General features: G+C 44.0%; 16 protein-coding genes. 7 read left to right on the forward strand and 9 right to left on the reverse strand.

What is annotated here, in order from left to right; all coding sequences use genetic code 11:
- Positions 1 to 2 precede the first annotated feature (2 nt).
- A complete protein-coding gene (locus tag M2444_RS07520; protein ID WP_042190387.1) occupies positions 3 to 1,034 on the reverse strand; it encodes a thiamine pyrophosphate-dependent dehydrogenase E1 component subunit alpha in 1,032 nt (343 codons plus the stop codon).
- Between the two features lie 130 nt (positions 1,035 to 1,164).
- A complete protein-coding gene (lpdA, locus tag M2444_RS07525) occupies positions 1,165 to 2,586 on the reverse strand; it encodes a dihydrolipoyl dehydrogenase (protein ID WP_280786646.1) in 1,422 nt (473 codons plus the stop codon).
- Positions 2,587 to 2,753: 167 nt separating this feature from the next.
- On the opposite strand from lpdA, the gene M2444_RS07530 reads away from it, so the two are divergent.
- Complete coding sequence (locus M2444_RS07530; protein ID WP_042190393.1) at positions 2,754 to 3,059, forward strand: DUF2627 domain-containing protein; 306 nt, start codon at positions 2,754 to 2,756, stop codon at positions 3,057 to 3,059.
- Between the two features lie 173 nt (positions 3,060 to 3,232).
- Here the strand turns inward: M2444_RS07530 and M2444_RS07535 are convergent, their stop codons facing one another.
- From M2444_RS07535 to M2444_RS07545, 3 genes are read right to left on the reverse strand one after another with little or no spacing between them, the layout of a single operon-like run.
- Entirely contained in the window at positions 3,233 to 5,092 is a 1,860-nt protein-coding gene (locus M2444_RS07535; RefSeq protein ID WP_094876421.1) for an ABC transporter ATP-binding protein, read from the reverse strand.
- Positions 5,073 to 6,806 (reverse strand): ABC transporter ATP-binding protein, encoded by a 1,734-nt coding sequence (locus tag M2444_RS07540; protein ID WP_280786647.1) that lies wholly within the window; start codon positions 6,804 to 6,806, stop codon positions 5,073 to 5,075. The genes M2444_RS07535 and M2444_RS07540 overlap by 20 nt, the downstream gene beginning before the upstream one ends.
- Before the next feature lie 17 nt (positions 6,807 to 6,823).
- Complete coding sequence (locus M2444_RS07545) at positions 6,824 to 7,033, reverse strand: hypothetical protein (protein WP_094876423.1); 210 nt, start codon at positions 7,031 to 7,033, stop codon at positions 6,824 to 6,826.
- A gap of 158 nt (positions 7,034 to 7,191) precedes the next feature.
- Here M2444_RS07545 and M2444_RS07550 point away from each other — a divergent pair, with 158 nt between their 5' ends.
- Entirely contained in the window at positions 7,192 to 7,761 is a 570-nt protein-coding gene (locus M2444_RS07550) for a thymidine kinase (RefSeq protein WP_042129772.1), read from the forward strand.
- Between the two features lie 142 nt (positions 7,762 to 7,903).
- Here the strand turns inward: M2444_RS07550 and M2444_RS07555 are convergent, their stop codons facing one another.
- Entirely contained in the window at positions 7,904 to 8,422 is a 519-nt protein-coding gene (locus M2444_RS07555) for a DinB family protein (protein WP_280786648.1), read from the reverse strand.
- Between the two features lie 137 nt (positions 8,423 to 8,559).
- Between M2444_RS07555 and M2444_RS07560 the strand changes: the two genes are divergently transcribed.
- The 5 genes from M2444_RS07560 (at position 8,560) to sda (ending at position 10,593) form a co-directional block, all read left to right on the forward strand.
- A complete protein-coding gene (locus M2444_RS07560) occupies positions 8,560 to 9,225 on the forward strand; it encodes a hypothetical protein (RefSeq protein ID WP_280786649.1) in 666 nt (221 codons plus the stop codon).
- A complete protein-coding gene (locus M2444_RS07565) occupies positions 9,206 to 9,733 on the forward strand; it encodes an accessory gene regulator ArgB-like protein (protein WP_280786650.1) in 528 nt (175 codons plus the stop codon). Before M2444_RS07560 ends, M2444_RS07565 begins: the two co-directional genes overlap by 20 nt.
- Positions 9,730 to 9,849, forward strand: coding sequence for a cyclic lactone autoinducer peptide (locus M2444_RS07570; RefSeq protein ID WP_143759448.1), 120 nt, complete (start codon positions 9,730 to 9,732; stop codon positions 9,847 to 9,849). Before M2444_RS07565 ends, M2444_RS07570 begins: the two co-directional genes overlap by 4 nt.
- A 21-nt stretch (positions 9,850 to 9,870) precedes the next feature.
- The gene (locus tag M2444_RS07575; RefSeq protein ID WP_094873620.1) at positions 9,871 to 10,203 is read left to right on the forward strand and encodes a LytTR family DNA-binding domain-containing protein; all 333 of its coding nucleotides are present in this window, start codon (positions 9,871 to 9,873) and stop codon (positions 10,201 to 10,203) included.
- A gap of 216 nt (positions 10,204 to 10,419) precedes the next feature.
- Positions 10,420 to 10,593 carry a sporulation histidine kinase inhibitor Sda gene (gene sda, locus M2444_RS07580; protein ID WP_094873622.1) on the forward strand — a complete coding sequence of 58 codons (174 nt, stop codon included), beginning with the start codon at positions 10,420 to 10,422 and terminating at the stop codon, positions 10,591 to 10,593.
- A 183-nt stretch (positions 10,594 to 10,776) separates the two neighbouring features.
- Here sda and M2444_RS07585 read toward each other — a convergent pair whose 3' ends face one another.
- From M2444_RS07585 to M2444_RS07595, 3 genes are all read right to left on the reverse strand, one after another.
- Entirely contained in the window at positions 10,777 to 11,085 is a 309-nt protein-coding gene (locus tag M2444_RS07585) for a hypothetical protein (RefSeq protein ID WP_060622608.1), read from the reverse strand.
- Positions 11,086 to 11,204: 119 nt separating this feature from the next.
- Positions 11,205 to 11,864, reverse strand: a complete 660-nt coding sequence (locus M2444_RS07590; protein WP_042190416.1) for a helix-turn-helix domain-containing protein — start codon at positions 11,862 to 11,864, stop codon at positions 11,205 to 11,207.
- A 485-nt stretch (positions 11,865 to 12,349) separates the two neighbouring features.
- A complete protein-coding gene (locus tag M2444_RS07595; protein ID WP_280786651.1) occupies positions 12,350 to 18,835 on the reverse strand; it encodes a phosphodiester glycosidase family protein in 6,486 nt (2,161 codons plus the stop codon).
- Between the last annotated feature and the right edge of the window lie 98 nt (positions 18,836 to 18,933).

The following is an 18,933-nucleotide window of genomic DNA, read 5'->3' on the forward strand; positions in this document are numbered from 1 at the left end:
GTTTATGCTCCTCCTTTCAGGTCGGAATCACTGTAAACATGCAGCAGTGTATCTTCCGGTTTCGGGAACGGAGCGTTGTCAGCATATTCGATAGCTGCTTTAAGCTCAAGATTGCATTCAGCAATAAGATCTTGTTCTTGCTCGTCACTCCAAAGTCCCAGACCGATCAGGTAATTACGGAATCCTGCTACACCGTCCTTCTTCCAATTCTCATCAACCTCTTCTTTGGTCCGATAAGCCAAATCATTGTCCGAGGTGGAGTGTGGAGATAAACGGTACATCATGGCTTCGATTAACGTAGGACCTTCACCCGCAAGTGCTCTTTCCCGAGCTTCCTTAACGACACGATATACTTCCAGTGGATCATTGCCGTCTACACGCACCCCTGGAAACCCATAACCCAGAGCACGGTCGCTGACCTTACCTCCAAGCTGTTTGTGAGCAGGAATAGAGATCGCGTACTGATTATTCTGACACATGATAATAACCGGTAGCTTATTCACTCCGGCAAAGTTACAAGCTTCATGAAAATCGCCTTGGTTGCTAGAGCCTTCCCCGAAGGTTACAAATGAGACGAATTTTTTCTTTTGCATTTTGGCTGCCAAAGCAAAACCAACCGCATGAGGGACCTGCGTGGTTACAGGACTTGAGCCTGTCACAATACGCAGACGCTTACTACCAAAGTGACCTGGCATTTGCCGCCCACCACTGTTTGGATCTTCTGCCTTTGCGAACACAGACAACATCAATTCACGAGTAGTCATACCCACGGAGAGTACGAAAGCATAATCACGGTAATAAGGTAAAAAATAATCATTCTGCCGGTCCAGCGCAAATGCTGCTGCTACCTGACCCGCCTCCTGGCCAATGCCGGAGACATGAAAGTTAATCTTGCCAGCGCGCTGAAGCAGCAGACTGCGCTCGTCGTATTTACGTGCGAGCAGCATATATCTGTACATATCGATGACCTGGCCGTCGCTTAGTCCAAGCTGCTTATGTCTGTTAATCGTTTCTACAGTATCTTGGGATTCCATAAAGAGATACCTCCTTATTCATAAAGCCTGAGTCTTACAGGATTTAAGACCAATTGTATCCTGATCTTAAAACCTGGTACTAAGACTTGGCTTGAATCTATTATAATCCCTTTCCACCCAAAAAGAAAAGCTAAATCCCGATAGATCTTCCTTCTACAGCTAACATAGCTTCTCCAATGATCTCCGAAAGTGTTGGGTGAGCATGGATGGCCTCACCAACCTCCCAAGGCGTTGCATCTAGCAGTTGAGCCAGTGCAGCTTCTCCGATTAAATCCGTAACATGAGGACCAATCATCTGCACGCCGAGAATATCTCCGCTGCTTCGATCCGCTACAACCTTTACAAACCCGTCCTTCTGGCCGTATACAATCGCCTTGCCAATGGCCGAGAAAGGGTATTTTCCAATCACTACATCATGTCCCATTGCTTTAGCTTCCTTCTCAGTATGACCCACACTCGCTACTTCAGGACGTGTATAAACACAGCGTGGTACAAGATGTGTGTGATAAGGATGAAGTTTCTCACCAGCGAGATGGTTGACCGCCATAATGCCTTCATGGCTGGCGGCATGAGCTAGTTGTAATCCACCGATACAGTCACCAATCGCATAAATATGCGGCTCAGCCGTCTGCATACTAGCATTTACAGCAATAATTCCTTTATCAAAGCGAATATCTGTATTTTCCAGACCAATATTCTCTATATTCGCTACCCTCCCTACGGATACAAGCAGCTTTTCTGCGGATAGACTTTGGGTTTGCTCTCCCTTACGGGCATCGATCGAAATTCCATCGTCCGTTACCTTGCAGGTTGCAGCATCCACTGTAGTTTCAGTCAGTACTTTAACACCACGTTTTTTAAGTAGACGCTGCAATTCTTTAGCTACTTCTTCATCCTCTTGAGGTAGTAACTGACTAGCAGCTTCAACTACCGTAACCTGTACTCCGAAATCAACCAGCATAGAGGCCCATTCCACCCCAATGACTCCGCCTCCAACAATAATGATGGAAGAAGGTAACTCGTCGAGCGTGAGTGCTTCATCACTGCTAAGAATAACTTTCCCGTCTGGTTCCAGACCTGGTAATACACGCGGACGAGATCCTGTAGCAATAATAAGATGGTTCGAGAGCACTGTTTCCATTTCACCGTCTTCTAGTTCCACAGCAACAGCACCACTACGCGGGGAAAAAATAGAGGGACCCGTCACGCGCCCCTTGCCTTTAATGACTTGTATTTTATTTTTGCGCATCAAATATTGTACGCCCTGATGAAGTTGTTCAACTACCGCTTCCTTGCGCTTTTGTACTTTTGGGAATACGAGCTGTACACCGCTTGTCTCAATGCCATAGCTCTCACTCTCGATGATTTCAGCATATACTTCTGCGCTTCTGAGCAGCGATTTGCTAGGAATGCAGCCACGGTGCAGGCAGGTTCCTCCCAGTTTGTCCATTTCGATGACGACGACGGACTTTCCAAGCTGTGCAGCGCGAATGGCTGCCACATATCCCCCGGTTCCTCCGCCAAGTATGGCCACGTCACATGAAATTGTCATGATATGTATCCTCCAGTCATTACACGTAAGTTCATTTTACATTGTATATTGTACTCTCTTTTTAGCGTATTACAAAACTTATAAACATCATATCCAAATGGACTTTTTCTTACTAAAGCGTTATCATATGGTTGAATCCATTGGGCTAAGAGGGGTAGGAGACACTTATGAAACTATTAATTTCACGCTTCATTGCCATCCTTATTCTTGTGTTTCCCGGTTTAATCGCAATGAAGGGCTTCTTAATGATGAAGGACGATATTTTTGATTATATCTCTATGCACGGCGATGATTCCGTTGTTCCAGATTTCGCTTGGCTGCATTTCGGTGGAGGGTTTCTACTCTTTGCAGCAGGCATGACTTTCCTTGGCGGCTGGATTCTAGCAAGAGACCGCAAACGTAATTATGTTGGCCCTCGTTTCAAAGAGAAACAAAAAGCGAAACAAGCTGCAGCGCAAGAAACGATCTCATAAGCAGCATAATCATCCCCTCATTGTACAATCGAAATCTATTGCACATTCTGCAATTAAACCATCCGACAACTCACTTCAAATGCATAACGAATATCCACACATTACATAAAGGCGGGAGTTTTCATGGACGCGACCTGCGCTTCCTTGAAAACTCCCGCCTTTTTTATCACAGCTTAAAGCCTAGCCTTATCAAGTACTTCTCTACGACCGCCTTGCACCAACTCACTGTACAAGCCACCTTGCTTCAACAACTCCTCATGGGAGCCCTGCTGCAGTAATCTGCCCCCTTGAAGAACAAGAATTCGATCAGCTGCCCGGATGGTGCCCAGTCTATGGGCAATAACGAAGCTGGTCCGTCCCTTCATTAGCGCCTGAAGTCCTTCCTGAATCTTGATTTCGGTCACCGTATCGATACTGCTAGTGGCTTCATCAAGAACAAGCATCGAAGGATTGGCAAGAATGGCCCTTGCAATGGATAGCAATTGCTTCTGTCCTTGGCTTATGCCGCTACCATCTGCAGAGAGCATTCGATCATAACCTTCCGGCATTCGGATAATAAAAGAATGAGCGTTAGCCAGCTTGGCCGCCGCCTCGACCTCTTCATCGGAAGCATCCAGTCTACCGTAACGAATATTATCGCGGATGCTGCCCTTGAATAAAAAGGAGTCCTGCAGCACAAACGCCATATGGCTCCTCAGGCTTTCACGCCGAATCGAAGTGACATCTAAGCCATCCAGCGTAATTTTACCCTGATTAGGATCATAGAAACGAGATAACAGCCCGATAAGTGTTGTTTTGCCGGCACCGGTAGGTCCTACTAAGGCGATCATCTCACCAGGCTTCGCTTCAAAGCTAATATCATGCAGCGTGTTAAAACTTCCGTCATATGAAAAAGATACCTTTTCGAACTTCACTGCTCCCTCAACTTTAACCAGCGAAGTAGCTGCACCTTCATCTTTAGCTTCCGTCTCTTCGTCCAGCACTTCAAACACTCTTTCCGCTCCCGCAACCGCTGACAGTAGTGTATTCCACTGATTCGCTAAGTCATTAAGAGGGCGAGTAAATTGACGCGTATATTCTACAAACACAATAATCACACCGACCGTAATCGCTCCGCGAATGGCTAACAAACCGCCGACTCCAGCCACAATAGCGAAGCTCAAATTATTAAGTCCATTCATCAGCTTAGGAATGAAGCCTGAAATCGACTGTGCCCAGTATCCAGAGAGCATAATCCGCTCATTGCGTTCATGAAAACCAGCGATGACCCGTTCCTCTTGTGAAAAAGCCTTGATAATCCGTTGACCGGATAACGTCTCTTCTATATAACCGTTTAACTCACCCACATTGCGCTGACGTTCTTTAAAAAGCGGACCCGTACGCCGAGTAATCCAGCGCATGCCTAATAACATCAACGGCACAACCAAGAACGTGAGCAGCGTCAGTAGAGGACTGAGCCAGAGCATTACCCCCACCGTTCCGAGCAATGTCAAAACACTGGAAAAGATCTGAATAGCTGAGCTATTCAGCGTAGAGCTGACGTTCTCAATATCGTTGGTGAGGCGACTCATAATTTCGCCCTGCTGTCTCCGATTAAAAAATGAGATGGGCAACCGATGAAGATGGGAAAACAACTCCGTGCGCATCCGAAATACGGTCTCCTGGGCAATTTCAATCATCCATATATTTTGCAGCCAAGAAGTTAATGAATAGAAGATATAAACACTAGCTAGACTGATTAGAAAAATCGTCCACGATCGTCCGCCAGTGCCTTCCAGATAATCATCCACGGCTTTACCAATCATATAAGGCCCGAGCAGTGCTAAAGCCGAGCTGAAGACTACCATTAACAGAACGAGAAAAAGCTTAGCTTTACGCTCGGCAAGGTAGCTCCAAATCCGTATGAGCGTGCCGCCCCAATCCTTCGCCTTTGCTTTTGGCTTCCCTCCAGCAGCTGAACCAAGGCTTCTTCCTGCTCCAAGCTCAATGACGGGTTTTGGGTGACGAAAGGGTTCAAGAATTGCTTTGAACATGCTGCTTCGCCTCCTCTACCTGTGATTCATAAATCTTGCGGTACAGCGCCGAGCTTGTCATAAGCTCGTCATGTGTTCCTTTACCGATTAAGCGTCCTTCGTCCAGCAGCAGAATCAAATCTGCAGATGCAGTAGAACTGATCTTCTGAGTAATCAGGAAGGTTGTACATGAAATTTCTTTCAGTGCCTCCAGCAAAAGTCCTTCTGTCACAGCATCAAGCGCACTCGTACTGTCATCGAGGATCAAAATAGCAGGTTTCCTCACAAGCGCCCGAGCGATGGTCAAGCGTTGCTTTTGCCCACCAGACAGATTTACCCCCCGCTGACCAAGCATGGTGTCATAACCTTTAGGCAGATCCATCACTGTTGCGTGAATTTGTGCGGCAGCTGCTGCGTGTTCGATTTGTTCCTGTGTGGCATATTCATTGCCCCAAGCGATATTATCGCGAATCGATCCGCTGAAGAGCTGCAGTTCTTGAGGAACGTAACCGATTGATCGCCGCAATCTTGAAATATCGATGTCGGTGCTCTTTTGCCCATCAATGCGAATGATACCGTCTGTCTCTTCATATAAACGCGGGATTAGACCGACAAGAGAAGACTTTCCTGATCCGGTGGCTCCCATAATCGCTACCCGCTCACCAGCAGCAACTTCAAAAGTAATATCCTCTAGCACCGAAATATCACTCTCCGGATACTTGAAGCTGATGTCTTCAAATTGGACGTGACCCTGTATCGGTTCGCCCTTTGCGGTTCCGCCTTCCTTAACTCCAGCGCCTGCTGACATCACTTCTGTAATACGCTGGGAGGAGGCACGTGCCCGGGAAATTGTAACGACAAGTCCAGATATAGCTGACAACGCTCCTATGGTTCGTAATGAGTAATTAATAACTGCAACAGTTTCTCCTAAAGTAGCATCCCCATTTGCAATCTCAATCCGTCCAAACCATAGGATCGACATAATCGCTGCATTCACAATAAGCATAACAAATGGCATCGTTGTCTCCGTCAAACGTAGCGCCGATACCGTGGATTTCATCAAATTCCCGCTAAAGACCGTGAAACGTCCAATCTCATGTCCCATGCGCACGAACACACGAATTAAGCGGATTCCCGTTAAATTCTCCTGAATTACACCATTCACACCGTCAAGCCGATTTTGTACGTTGCGAAATAACAAAGAAGCTTTTCTCATGATGAAGTAAAGGAAGAGAAGCAACAAAGGTAGAGCTACAGTGAGAAATAATCCCAGCTTCACATGAACAACCAATGCCATAATCACACTGCCCACCACAACCAGTGGCACCCGTGTCATAAAGCGGAGGCTCATAAATATAGTGTCCTGCAGCTGCGATACATCGCCGGTAAGACGAGTGATCAGCGAAGAAGTAGCAAACCGGTTGAATACTGCATATGTAAAGGATTGTACCTTTTCATATAACTTGTCCCTAAGATCAAACGCAAAGCTCTGACTCGCATGGGCAGCAAAAAAAGAACTTAATACCCCAGCTATAAACGCGACTACCGCGCTGCCGATCAATACACCGCCCCAGAGCCATACTACAGAGGAATTCTGTTCTTTAATGCCCTGGTCAATAATCTTGGAAATGAGTAAAGGCTGTGACAATTCCACCGCTAGTTCAATAAGCATCATCACTAGGGCAGCTATTGCAGCGACTTTATATTTTTTGAGAAAAGAGAAAATCAAACCCATTCGCATACCCTCTTTTTCTATTCGTACAGTGCATCCCTTAAACGTGTCGACATTGTGGAGGCCTGCCCAGTTTTCATTATTGCCCGCCGCAGCGCTTTATTGCTTCGATTCAATTCCACCAAATCTGCCATCATCTCTTCCAGCAAAGCCTTAGCCTCGATAGAAAGATTTCCATTCTGCTGAATCAGAGCTAACCGTTCCTTGTATTCGTCTATTTTTTCAGTCACACATATTACTTCCTTTCCAATCAAATGATTCCTTTTATCATACCACATTCAATTCTATCGCAATGTTTTCACTGGATACAGCTGACACGAATATGATACTCTAATAAGGTCGCATTTTTAAAATTAGATTATTGGCTTATACGAAAGGATAGATGGAAGTGGCACAATTGTTTTTCAAATACGGAGCAATGAACAGCGGTAAATCTATTGAGATACTCAAGGTTGCGCATAATTATGAAGAGCAAGGGAAATCGGTGCTCATTTTCACACCATCCATAGACGATCGGGACGAAGTTGGTTTTATCTCCTCCCGTATTGGACTGCGGAAACAGGCCATACCCGTCGACGAGAATACCGATATTTATAATATCGTCAGCAGTAACCAGCCCAAACCCCACTGTGTACTAATTGATGAATGTCAATTTCTAAGCAAGGACTGCATTCTGCAGCTAGTACGCATTGTGGATGAACTGGGCATTCCCGTGATGGCGTTTGGCCTTAAAAATGATTTTCAGAACCAGCTATTTGAAGGCAGCAAATACATGCTGATTTACGCTGATAAAATCGAGGAAATGAAGACCATTTGCTGGTTCTGCGAGCGCAAAGCAACGATGGCTCTAAGAGTAGAAAATGGTAAGCCTGTATACAGCGGCAAGCAAATCCAAATCGGCGGCAACGAAGCTTACTATCCGGTGTGCCGTAAATGCCACAAGAATCCTCCACTTTAAAGTATCCCCACAAAGTGAAGCTTTGCTTCTATGCGTACTCAGGTACTTTGCGGGGGCCAATTATATACTTTAAGCTAAAAAAGCATTCCGAAGCCGCGTTGGCCTCGGAATGCTTTTTTTATAGAAAAGAAATATTCCTTGCTTAAACCAGGTATCTTTCTTTAAGAATATTCAAATGATGAAGATCATGACCAATCATTACGCAGGCCACTGCCCTCGCGGAAATGGTTGCATTGTTAACCGTTCCCTCACGAATCCATGCATCTTCCGGCAAAATGTCCAAAAGAGCTTGCGTTGACGCTCGGACAAGCTTGTAATGAGCCAGGAGTTTTTCTAGCGTGTGCGCTTCAAAATTTGCGGTAGGCACATAGTCCTTTTCATCAAAGCCCGCCAGCGGGGTCTTATCTCCTCTAGCAACGCGCAATAAACGATAAGACATAATTCTTCCAGTATCCGCTAGATGGCCAACCATTTGCTTAATACTCCATTTATCAGGAGCGTAACGATGCTCTCCTTGTTCTTCCGTAAGATTCGAAATAAAAGTGCAAATCTCATCCGTCTGCTCTTTAAAAATAGTAATGATGTCTCCTTCAGCTGGCACTAAATCGACATATTTTGATAATTCTTCAAGATACTCACTGCTTTCTGGACGTCGTTCCATGTCTAAACCCCTCTCATTTTGAATTTTTTTGAAAAAATAGGAGGAAAATTATGCTGTAGTTGTTGTATTTTAGTTCATTATATACGATACTTGCATTAATAGGGTTAGTTACACTATAAGTCATCGGGAGTGTCGGCATGATAGATTTTATTCTGTTTATAATATTTTCAGGACTAGAGACCTATGCAATGTTCTTTCTGGCTTTCAAAATCTTTAAAATAGACATTTATCATAAAGAGATGGTGTTTGCCAGTTTTATTATGGGCTTTTTTTCTTATTCAATTAGAATCAACTATGAGTTATTTCAATTAGATATTCTCACACAATATGCGCTAATGCTTTGTTTTATGTGGCTGTTATTTCGGATTCATCCCTTCTACGCTTCTATATTAACTGGGATGGTCTATCAAACATACTTTGTGATTCAACCCAGTCTTATGTATCTATTAGACTCTGTAATTAACACGCCTCTAAATACTTCGAACCCGATTACAATAAACATTATTACAATGCAGATCTTATCAGCATTAACCGCGATTCTCATTGGTATGTATGTGGGTTATAAACGTATTGGATTTGACTTTGTACCTGATAAACCCGATGTAAAAATCAAACCAACGACTAGCGAAAAAATACTATTCGCTCTTAATCTTCCTACACTAATTGTCATTACTTCAATTAGCTACTTTCTTGAATCCTTTTTCTTTTTCTTGATCCCAATTTTCTATGGAATAATATTATGGGGATATCTTTATTTCTCCTATAAAAAGGATAGAAATAATTATGAATCATTTAACTCTTAAAATTGTTGAGGTCATTAAGAAAAGTAATCCAGAGCAAACGCATTCCATTGAAATCATGCATTATGCCCTTAGCATTATTTTGAATACTTTATTAATCATTATAACCTCGTTATGCATTGGCGGGCTCACAGGACAGCTAAAGGAAACATTCTTAGCCTTATTTAGCTTCATTCTCCTAAGAATGTCTTCTGGTGGTGTGCATCTAAAAACCGCAAGGGCCTGCAATATTGTATCTATCTTTATCTGTTCACTGATCCCTCATATCACTTCTCTAATACATAACCATATCCTTTGGATTAATCTTTTTTCTTTGCTTGTAATGATTCTATGTGCTCCAAATCCTGATGCTAATGCGCAGATTCCTAAAGAATGGTATTTGGGTTTAAAGATCATTTCCATAATTCTGGTTTCTTTGAATTTTTGGCTCCATTCGTCTGTCATTGGATTGGCATTTTTAGTTCAATCCTTTACAGTTATAATTCCATTACAAAGGAGGCCAATCAAATGAAGAAAAATTTAGCTCGTTATGCTTCTAACATACTAGCTACTTCCGCTGTTGTTTTTGCAACAATTCTAAAACCAGCACTTTACAGTCCTGAAGTTCCAAAAGAACTGCGCAAGTAATCAAACAAGGATGGGGAAAAGATGCGTGTCTTACAGAAAGACGGTTCCTCTAGCGATATTCTAGAGGAAGATATATTGTATTTCTCGAATTATAAGAATACAATATTCGTCCATACGAAAGAAGGCGAATTTATTCTCCCCACCACGCTTTCCGATCTTTCCGTAGCGTATGAGGGTAAGGGATTCGAACGCCTTGACCGCAGCAACGTCGTTAATATCAACAACATAGAAGGCTATGATCCCGGACGCAAGATTGTATGCTTTAATCAAGGTAAGCAGTTCACTACCGTTTCGGAATCCAATGAACCTCGCCTAAAGAAGTACTTATCTACTCATAAGAAAGACTCTGAGTAAAACAATCCCGACATGTACTATACATGTCGGGATTGTTTTTGTTTATTAAAATTCAAAGTAAACCAATCTATTTTCACACAAAATAGCCATTATGCCATAATTCCCCTAAGATGTAAAGACAAATTCGTAGGATGAATGACAGGAGACGGATTGTATTCCAAATGATACCATATATATAAATGTGTAATAAAAACAAATATATGATGGAGGAACCAAATGAACTACTATTTTCATCCCTCACCACGCCCCTCATCTCTTGAATCGATATCTGATGAAGAATTACTTAACATCTATAAATTAGCGCTTGAGGCACAAGCTTTACCAGATTTCATAGCGATTGTTAGAGAGATTTTAGACAGTAGAGATCTCATACAAACTGAAAAATCATAACATCCCCATAAACAAATTAATTCACAAATTATTACATAATAATATAACTTCCCATGGCTTCACTGCGAGTGTTCTCTAGATTGTCTTCATGTTAACATCATCAACATAAAGAAGGTAGAGCCTCCTGAAGGCCCTACCTTCTTTATGTGCAGTAAGGACTACTCCCTGAAATAGAGTAATCTTCTACTCCGTAATTTCCGTTTTAAATACATTTTCCAATTTTCCGCCAAGTCTTTTCTTCAAAGGAACTTTAATATCTCTACCCAGCTCTTTGAAAAAAGTTTCTACATCGCATTTCACATTTTGTGCAGTCGCAATTACAGCGCCATCACCAACAATATTTTGATTCTCATCAAGAGGAACATCAACTTCGATATCATACTTTTTGGATAATGTCTTGATGTATCGTGCGAAGATCTCCAGCAATTCCTCGTTATTAAAATTCTCTATAGCGACTTTTCCCTTGCTGGTAAACTTCATGTTAATTTTCATTATTAATATCCCCTTTTCTGTCAAACCATTTTTAGTTGTTAGTTTATGGATCAAGATGAATAGATGGCTGCAAGAAAGGGCAACATTATTCATTTTTGAGATCATTTATGAAACACACATTATTTATAAGCACCCTTTATCTGTTGTACTTTAAATTGCGTAAATTCTTTGAGCGCTTGTATGACCTGATCCTGTTCTTCTTCCTTCAGCTCATAAACGCACTCCCGTAACCACTCGCCAAATAGAAAGGCTTGACGCCCTTTCCGAGGGCTCTTTCTTAAGGAGTCGAGGCAACCCTCAAACTTATCGTTCAGGACGTCGGTAAGATTGTATTTCTCAATCTTCTCTATTACCATTCCTGCCCCATATTCCGTTTCATAAACTATGACTTCATTAGAATCAAAGGAAACGTAAGATGTTTCTTTACCTTCCTTTGCCCTGAATTCCTTAAGCTTGTTAAATGCCGTCTCATAAATGTAGTCCTGAGACTGTTTAAGCTGTGGCAGCTCATAACCATGCTTTAAGGTCTTGATATATTCAATATCTGGCATATAGTCTGCCAAATGATACATCCGATTCTTCAGATCTGTTCCAAGTGCTTCGATGATCTTGTCCAGATTGTCTTTTAGCGGAATGCTCTCTCCACGTTCGATCTTGCTAAGCTGTGAGTAACTTATGCCGCTCTTTTCTTCAAGTCCTCTTAAGGTTAACCCTCTCGTCTTTCTGATGTGCCGAATGAAATTACCCAGCTCATCGGGATAGTTCTCAAAATCATTCATGGGAGTCACCTCCCTACTATCATAACACAACATAACAATTTGTGTTGGCTTATAACAATTAATACTAGTAATTACTTGCCTCTAAAGGGTAATTCTTGGCACAACAAACCCAATATAATACTATATTTCCAAAGATCGGATAGACTTGATGCTCATCTGCCAGGCTCTGGCTTGTAAACCTTCCTTGGGAATTACAGCGAATCGGACCGAGGAGACCTTATTAAGCTGATTTATGCCATTTCACTCAGCTATCGGACTCAGATGCAACTGTTCATTAAAATATACTACGGTTCGGTGCAAAAGTATGACAATAAGAGTTATGATGTCTGAAAACTTGGGAAAAAAGATCAAAAAGTTGAAATAGCTGCAATACAGTCCATAACGAACCCAAACCATCTACTGTATGCAAACCATTGTGTGCTTCCAGCTAATCCAATTTGTTAAAAAAACAGCCAGTCCCAACAACCTGGAACTGGCCATAATCGTTACTCCATAACACGCAACAGATTGAGGATCATCTGTGCACTTTCGGCACGTGTGCCGTTTTGCTTCGGAGCAAATTGCGCTATAGCACGTCCCTGCATCAATCCAAGTCTGTACACCTCACAGACAGCCTCTTGAGCCCATTGTGGTGCAGTGCCAATATCATTAAATGCTGAAACGTTAAGACTAGCTACAGATACGCTGTTCTTGGCGTATGCATATGCACGAGCCAGCATCGCTGCCATCTCTTGACGAGAGATCTTGGCATCAGGTTCAAACAGTAAAGCGGTCTGACCGTTAACAATTCCAGCTTGTTTTGCTAACCCTACTGCTTCTGCATACCATTTATCAGCAGGTACATCAGTGAAACCAGCTTCTGCTTGACCTTTTAAGCCAAGCGCACGGACTAACATCGCTGTAAACTCCGCACGTGTAACCGCACGGTTTGGATCAAAACGATCCACAGCTACCCCCTGTACAAGCTGTTTTGCCGCAAGCTGCTTCACAGTAAGGTAAGCCCAGTGATTCGGCTTCAGATCATTGAATGTTTTGTCATATTCTAATACAACGTATTTACTAAAATGACTGACAGCAGCAGATAGATAACCATTCATCCATGTACTGCTCATATACTCCAACTTGCCAGCATCATCCATAAAATAAATACCCAGTAAGCTTTGCTCTACATTCGCACCGACCTTAAATGAAATCGTGATCGGCTCTGCAAACTGTCTTAATGTGAAGGACTGGCCATTCTCTGTGAGGATGCTGAGCGACCATTCTCGCAGATCACTTTTCGCTCTTAATTGTGCTCCAGCTAGAGTACCTGCACGATCCAACAGATCCACGGCTGTATTACTAGCTAAAGTGTTCAACCGTAGTGAAATCGTACTCTTGGCAAGAGCCTCAGCTGAGACTAGCTTACTTAGGTCTGTCATTACTGAAGCAGGAATCGTAACGGATAAATCCTGCATAACCACTCTAAGCGGTGCACGTTCATGTAGCTCAGCTGCATTGCCTGGTAAAAGCAACTCCGTAACCGAACCGGCAACTGAAACCACAACTTCACCTTGAGCATTCTTGTTCTCTGACAGCTGAGAGGCTGTTATGGTTACTACACCCGCTTGTGCAGATGCCAACGGAGTTAGTGTCGGTGTAGCAGTCGGCTTTGGTGTCACCGCAGGTCCCGGCACCCAGCCACCCGGCGTTGGCGTTGGCTCCGGACTTGGTGTTGGCGTTGATATTGGTTCCGGTATTGGCTCCGAACTTGGCTCCGGTGTTGGTTCATGACTTGGCGTTGGTGTCGTACCTGGCGAACCGTCGGTCACCGTCAGTACATACTCTGCGCTCACCCCGTTATAAACAGCGCTGACTTTCGTCATCCCAGTACTCAGGGCATGAAGTACTCCGTTGTCACTAATCGTTGCAATGGAATGATCGGATGTATCGTACTTTACGCCCTCGGACAATTCTTGCTTACTTCCGTCACTGTACACCGCCTGGACAACAACGGAGCCTTTGCTTCCTTGTTCCAGCGAATCCGGCCCATCTATCGTTACTTCTGTAAGAATAGGAGCCTCATCATTGATTACCATGAGCTTGTATTCCGAGGCGAACTCTCTATACGTTACAGAGATCACAGTGGAGCCTTCTTGATGAGCTTGAATCAAGCCCTGTTCATTGATTGTAGCAATATGCTCATTCGAGCTGGAATAATGAAGTCCATCCAATATTGGGATTCGTTTACCGGATGCATAGACAGCTTCAGTGACTGTCTGGTCGGCCTCTGCTGGTTTAAGTTGTCCCTTGCCCTGAAGCTTAATCGCTTGCAGCACATCTACAGTTATTTTACTTTCCGCAAAAATATTCGGGTAACCTGCCACTGTGACTCTCACCTTAGCTGTCCCTGGTTTTAGCGCTGTAACCAGGCCATTTCCATCTACGGTAACTACTGATTCTGCCCTGTCAGGAACGATGGACCAAATTCTTGTCAGATGATTAGCCTCATCCGGCACTACCTTAGCTTGCAATTGCAGACTAGCACCAGGCTCAAGCTCAACAGCTGTTTGATCCAGCGTAATGGATTTTGGAACAAAATTTCCGATCACTAAACGGTCAATCTCTACACCGTCTACCGTTCTTGCCGTAACCGTAATCTCGTTCTTCCCAATTTCAACAGCCGTATAGATTTGCTCATCTTCGTCATATATTTTTTCCTGCCAAAAACGTGGCGTCAGCGCATAGAACTTAGGACCTGAGGAACCGCCGATAACATATCTAGTCCCTTCGCCATCCGCTACCTGCTTGCCATCCTTCATTGGAAAAGTCCGCAAGTAAATATGATCATGACCGTTCATCACTAGATCCACATTATGCTTATCAAACACCGGCACCCACTTTGCTTGCACCTGTTCATTCGAATAGATGCTGCCATAGGGCCCTTGATGGAAAAAAATCACCTTCCACTTTTTATCTGTAGCGGATAGATCCTGATCCAGCCACTCTGCCTGTTCAGTGTATGGAGCACCTGAATGCTCTGTATTCATAACCACAAAATGTGTATCCTGAATGTCAAAAGAATAATTCGTACCTTTTACGCTCGCCGCACCGTTTTGCGGGTTATTGAATTGCGCCAGGTAATCCCCATCGCCATTGGTTCCCATCACTTCATGGTTCCCGATAATCGGAACAAGCGTGGTATTCATCAGCTGCTTTTGGGCTGCATCAAACCACCAGTTCCACTGCTCTTGTTCAAAGCCTTTATCCACCATATCTCCAGCGTGGACCAGCATTTCAGCATCCGGCATATAGGCAAAAGCAGCCTCAATCGTATTGCCCCAAAGACCAAATCCAGCTTTAGAATCTGCTTGGGAATCTCCGATAAACAGGAATTTTGTAGAAGTGTCCTCACCACCACTTGTAACAAAAGATCCTTGCTCACTTACATTTAACTCGTTATCCCCCACACGGTATACATATTCTGTTCCAGGGATAAGCCCTACTGCCTCTGCTTTATGAACTCGCATGGTTCCATCATTATTGGTGTTGTAGATAGAACTGCTGCCAGTAATTTTTGTTACATTCGCGGCTTGAAAGCTTGTGAACTCTGCTTTTTTCACAAGTTCTACTACAGTATTCACGGTTAGCGGTTCTGTCTGCCAAGTGAATTGGCGAGAAGTCGCTGCATCCTGGCCCATCGTAACATTAACATTACGAGGAGCAGCAGTACCGTCATATGGAGCAACCTTGAACGTCATTACAGGACTATAAGTATTTCCTTTTACCGCCTGCAATTTAAAAGTTCCTTCTGCTGAAGTGACAAAGCCAGTTGTAAGTGTCCCACTTCCCCCTGAAGTTGCGCCTTGTACCTCCAATCCATCAAACAGCAGCTTCGCACCTTCAACAACACTTCCACTCAGATCTTTTACCGCAAAAGACGCATCAAAGCCCTTCGCAAGATCATAATGGTTCCAAGTGAGCATCAACTGTGTCTTTACAACAGATTCAACAGCCGCTCCAATAAAAGAAATAGGAACCCCGGTACCTTCTGTCGAAGTTACAGAACCGGATGTATTTTCAATTACAAAAGGTTTGCTTGTATCCCCAGCCAGCTGCTCCTTAGTAAAAGGACCCGCATAATCATTTCGAACCGTATATTGAATTTTTCCGATTAGATCCATATCTCCTAAATTAGAGGAATTGATATTCGTTAAGTTAAGACGCACTGTGCCCAAAGCTGGATCAATGATCGACTCTATTTGCGTTTCTGATACCTTATCCCCCCGAATTACCTGCAAATCTTTAACTGCAGCCGGATTAAAAGCAAACGTAAGATTTCCTTCCTTCAGCTTGCCCGCTTTCTCAGCCGTTACGTCCAAAGTGTAAGTATTCCCGGCATATACTACTTCTGGTGTTTTGTACACATAGAACGGAGAGCCCAAATTTACTGTGAAATACCATTCTTTTATCGTCTGGTTACCGCTCAAATCGCGAATCGCAACTTTCACTTTATGACGGCCTTCTGTAAGTGGAACCTTTGGTTTATAAGTAATCTGACCTTTTGGAGGATAAAAGCCATGCTCCACCAATTGATCGTCCACATACACTCGTGTTTTGTCCGGATCGATTAAGGTCGTTCCCGGATGCACCACTGGATCATAACCATCATCCTCACCATTGACGGAAAGAGTCGGCGAAGCTGTTTTGACAATTTCGTTCACGCCAGGATAGGCATCTTTAAGCACAGGAGGTGTTCTATCCTCCTCTATCGGACCATAAATGGCACGAATATCATCAACGTAAATAGCACCCGCGCTCTTGTTAAGATTGCTTGTCTCCATATAGCGGACAGGCATATCCATCGTTAACGGGGTGGCTTTCCCCTTAGGCACGGATACTTCGACGTATTTCCAACCCGTCCAGTTCACACCATTTACCTGATCGGTAAAATCCACGGGCACTGCTGCATTATTGCCATCACGAATTTGTCCCCGCAGCCAGTGTTTTTTGCCATCTCCGTAGATCCACATACTAATTTTCTCAGGATACCCCGGAATCTGAATCCGATTGGCAGTTGAGCCTGCGGCTAAATAAGCACCCGATGTGCCCGTTTTATTAACAAAATCATATTCCAGCTTCAAGGCTTTAGCCCCATTGCGAACAAAATCCTGATCTGTCACTTCCTGAATTGTTACACTGTTAGCTGCTGCACTGGAGGCTATATATTTATCAATGCCATTCTCAAAATCCTCCAGCATTACAGGCGGCAACCCCACATTTACTTCAAAAGAGGTCTGGGCGTCCCCGTACTTAGCATAAATCTTCCCGTTCTTCCCGTTTTCACTCGTCGCTTGAAACAAACCCTTCTCATCTACAGTTCCGATCTCGCCCTCAACCCGCCATTCAAAACTATGGTTGTCTGCTTGAATTACCTGTCCATTCCGTAGCGCCTTCACAGTTAATTGCGCAGCAGCACCTGAAGAATAAGTTTTGATCTCATCAGGAAATCTAAGGTCTGTGAGCTTATCCACGACTTCGATTTCCCCACTGCCTTTGACTGCCCCAGCCTCTACAATTACCGTCCCTATGCCGGCAGTGGTTCCTGCGGTGAAGACTCCGTTCGCATCGACAGTACCAAGGTTAGCGTCCACCTGCCAATTCAAAGTACCCGAATAAGGTGCCGGATGGCCGTTCTCGTCCACTCCTGCTGCTTTGAACATTAAGCTGGAGCCTTGCAAAATACGTTCCGCATTCGGCTGTACAACCAGCTTAGAAGCTGTAAATTGCTCTGGGGCTGTGTTGACGACCAGCAAACCGTTGCCGGTTTTACGTTCATAGCCATCAGAGCCCTGATTCATCATTTTGACACCAGGTGCACCCGGCATTCTGGCCACAAAAGTAGAAGAGCCGCCTCCATCCAGATTCATGGCGTTCACTACGCCCATATCCTTCAGAATGTAGCCTAGCTCATCGGTATCTACACCTTCGCTAAAACCTGGAGATCTTCCATCCACTTCGAATAGAACGAGACTTCCGTCCGCTTTTGTCCCAATGGCTGTACGTGGATGAATTCCTAGAGGCCCTACACCTTGTTGAACTATTCCGTCTTTTACCAGCGGCCCCTCGCCGCCAATGGCTACCTTCACATCATTCCATTCTCCGCTAAGCGCAAAGGTCGCAGTAACGTTATCGCCAACCGATAACCCCTGCAGAACAGCACGAGACGTTCCGTTAGCAGACAAAACTACTTTTCCTTTGGTAAGCGGCGTATTGCCTTGATTGTTGCGAATCTCAGATACCTTCAGCTTCAAGGTCTGGCCGCTCTTCACTTCTCCCTCGACAATATCTAGAACAACCTCGTCACCCTCATTGGTCGACTTTGTAGTTGTATTATAATCTTCCGTATAAAGAACCAGCTCATTCGTATTCCGATATCGGTTGATGCTGGTTAAATTCGTTGTTTTTCCATTAATCGTTACGTTCTTGGTCAGCTTCGGCACCCCATAAATCGAGCTGCCATCTTCTTTTAAACCGAAAGTAAAAGCTGAAATCGAACTGTTCAGGATTACACCATCGTCCATAAATAATCCATTCGGAACACCTGTGGCAAAACCGGAGATTTCATAAAAATCACCGTTAATTCCTGCGATCACCCGGTTTCCAGGCGAATCCGCATAAGCGGCCATTTCTGTAACACCCTTCATACCGTATACCTTTCCATCCTTCTTACCTGCCCGCAGTTCTAAATGGCCTTGCCCTGGATTGAACTCCACTGCATGAATCTTTTGTAAACCACGTTCATTCTGAAGATCCATCCAGGTGTACATCGCCCCAGGTGCAAGCTCTGTTTGCCGCACATCAATAACGGTTCCGTAGTTTGTTGCTGGTAAATCAGAAATGGAAGCGTGAACAAATACTCCCGGCTGCAACAACGAAATCAACAAAACAAAAATAACTGCCATATTAATTTGCCTTAGATACCTTCTCACTGTGTTGACATCCTCCCCACTTGGCTGTCCTAATAACTATTCTGAGCTTGGACAACATCATAGGGTTTATATTAACTAGGAAGCGTAAAGGTTAGATA

The sequence above is a fragment of the Paenibacillus sp. PastF-3 genome, assembly GCF_029893135.1.
GTDB classification, from domain to species: Bacteria; Bacillota; Bacilli; order Paenibacillales; family Paenibacillaceae; genus Paenibacillus_AQ; species Paenibacillus_AQ nitricinens.

Bases quoted from the DNA above. Each gene is read 5' to 3' on its own strand.
- M2444_RS07520 (WP_042190387.1), bottom strand. From the start codon at position 1,034: ATGGAATCCCAAGATACTGTAGAAACGATTAACAGACATAAGCAGCTT.
- M2444_RS07585 (WP_060622608.1), bottom strand. From the start codon at position 11,085: ATGAAAATTAACATGAAGTTTACCAGCAAGGGAAAAGTCGCTATAGAG.
- lpdA (WP_280786646.1), bottom strand. From the start codon at position 2,586: ATGACAATTTCATGTGACGTGGCCATACTTGGCGGAGGAACCGGGGGA.
- M2444_RS07530 (WP_042190393.1), top strand. From the start codon at position 2,754: ATGAAACTATTAATTTCACGCTTCATTGCCATCCTTATTCTTGTGTTT.
- M2444_RS07575 (WP_094873620.1), top strand. From the start codon at position 9,871: ATGCGTGTCTTACAGAAAGACGGTTCCTCTAGCGATATTCTAGAGGAA.
- M2444_RS07555 (WP_280786648.1), bottom strand. From the start codon at position 8,422: ATGGAACGACGTCCAGAAAGCAGTGAGTATCTTGAAGAATTATCAAAA.
- M2444_RS07560 (WP_280786649.1), top strand. From the start codon at position 8,560: ATGATAGATTTTATTCTGTTTATAATATTTTCAGGACTAGAGACCTAT.
- M2444_RS07540 (WP_280786647.1), bottom strand. From the start codon at position 6,806: ATGGGTTTGATTTTCTCTTTTCTCAAAAAATATAAAGTCGCTGCAATA.
- M2444_RS07535 (WP_094876421.1), bottom strand. From the start codon at position 5,092: ATGTTCAAAGCAATTCTTGAACCCTTTCGTCACCCAAAACCCGTCATT.
- M2444_RS07570 (WP_143759448.1), top strand. From the start codon at position 9,730: ATGAAGAAAAATTTAGCTCGTTATGCTTCTAACATACTAGCTACTTCC.
- M2444_RS07565 (WP_280786650.1), top strand. From the start codon at position 9,206: ATGAATCATTTAACTCTTAAAATTGTTGAGGTCATTAAGAAAAGTAAT.
- M2444_RS07590 (WP_042190416.1), bottom strand. From the start codon at position 11,864: ATGAATGATTTTGAGAACTATCCCGATGAGCTGGGTAATTTCATTCGG.
- sda (WP_094873622.1), top strand. From the start codon at position 10,420: ATGAACTACTATTTTCATCCCTCACCACGCCCCTCATCTCTTGAATCG.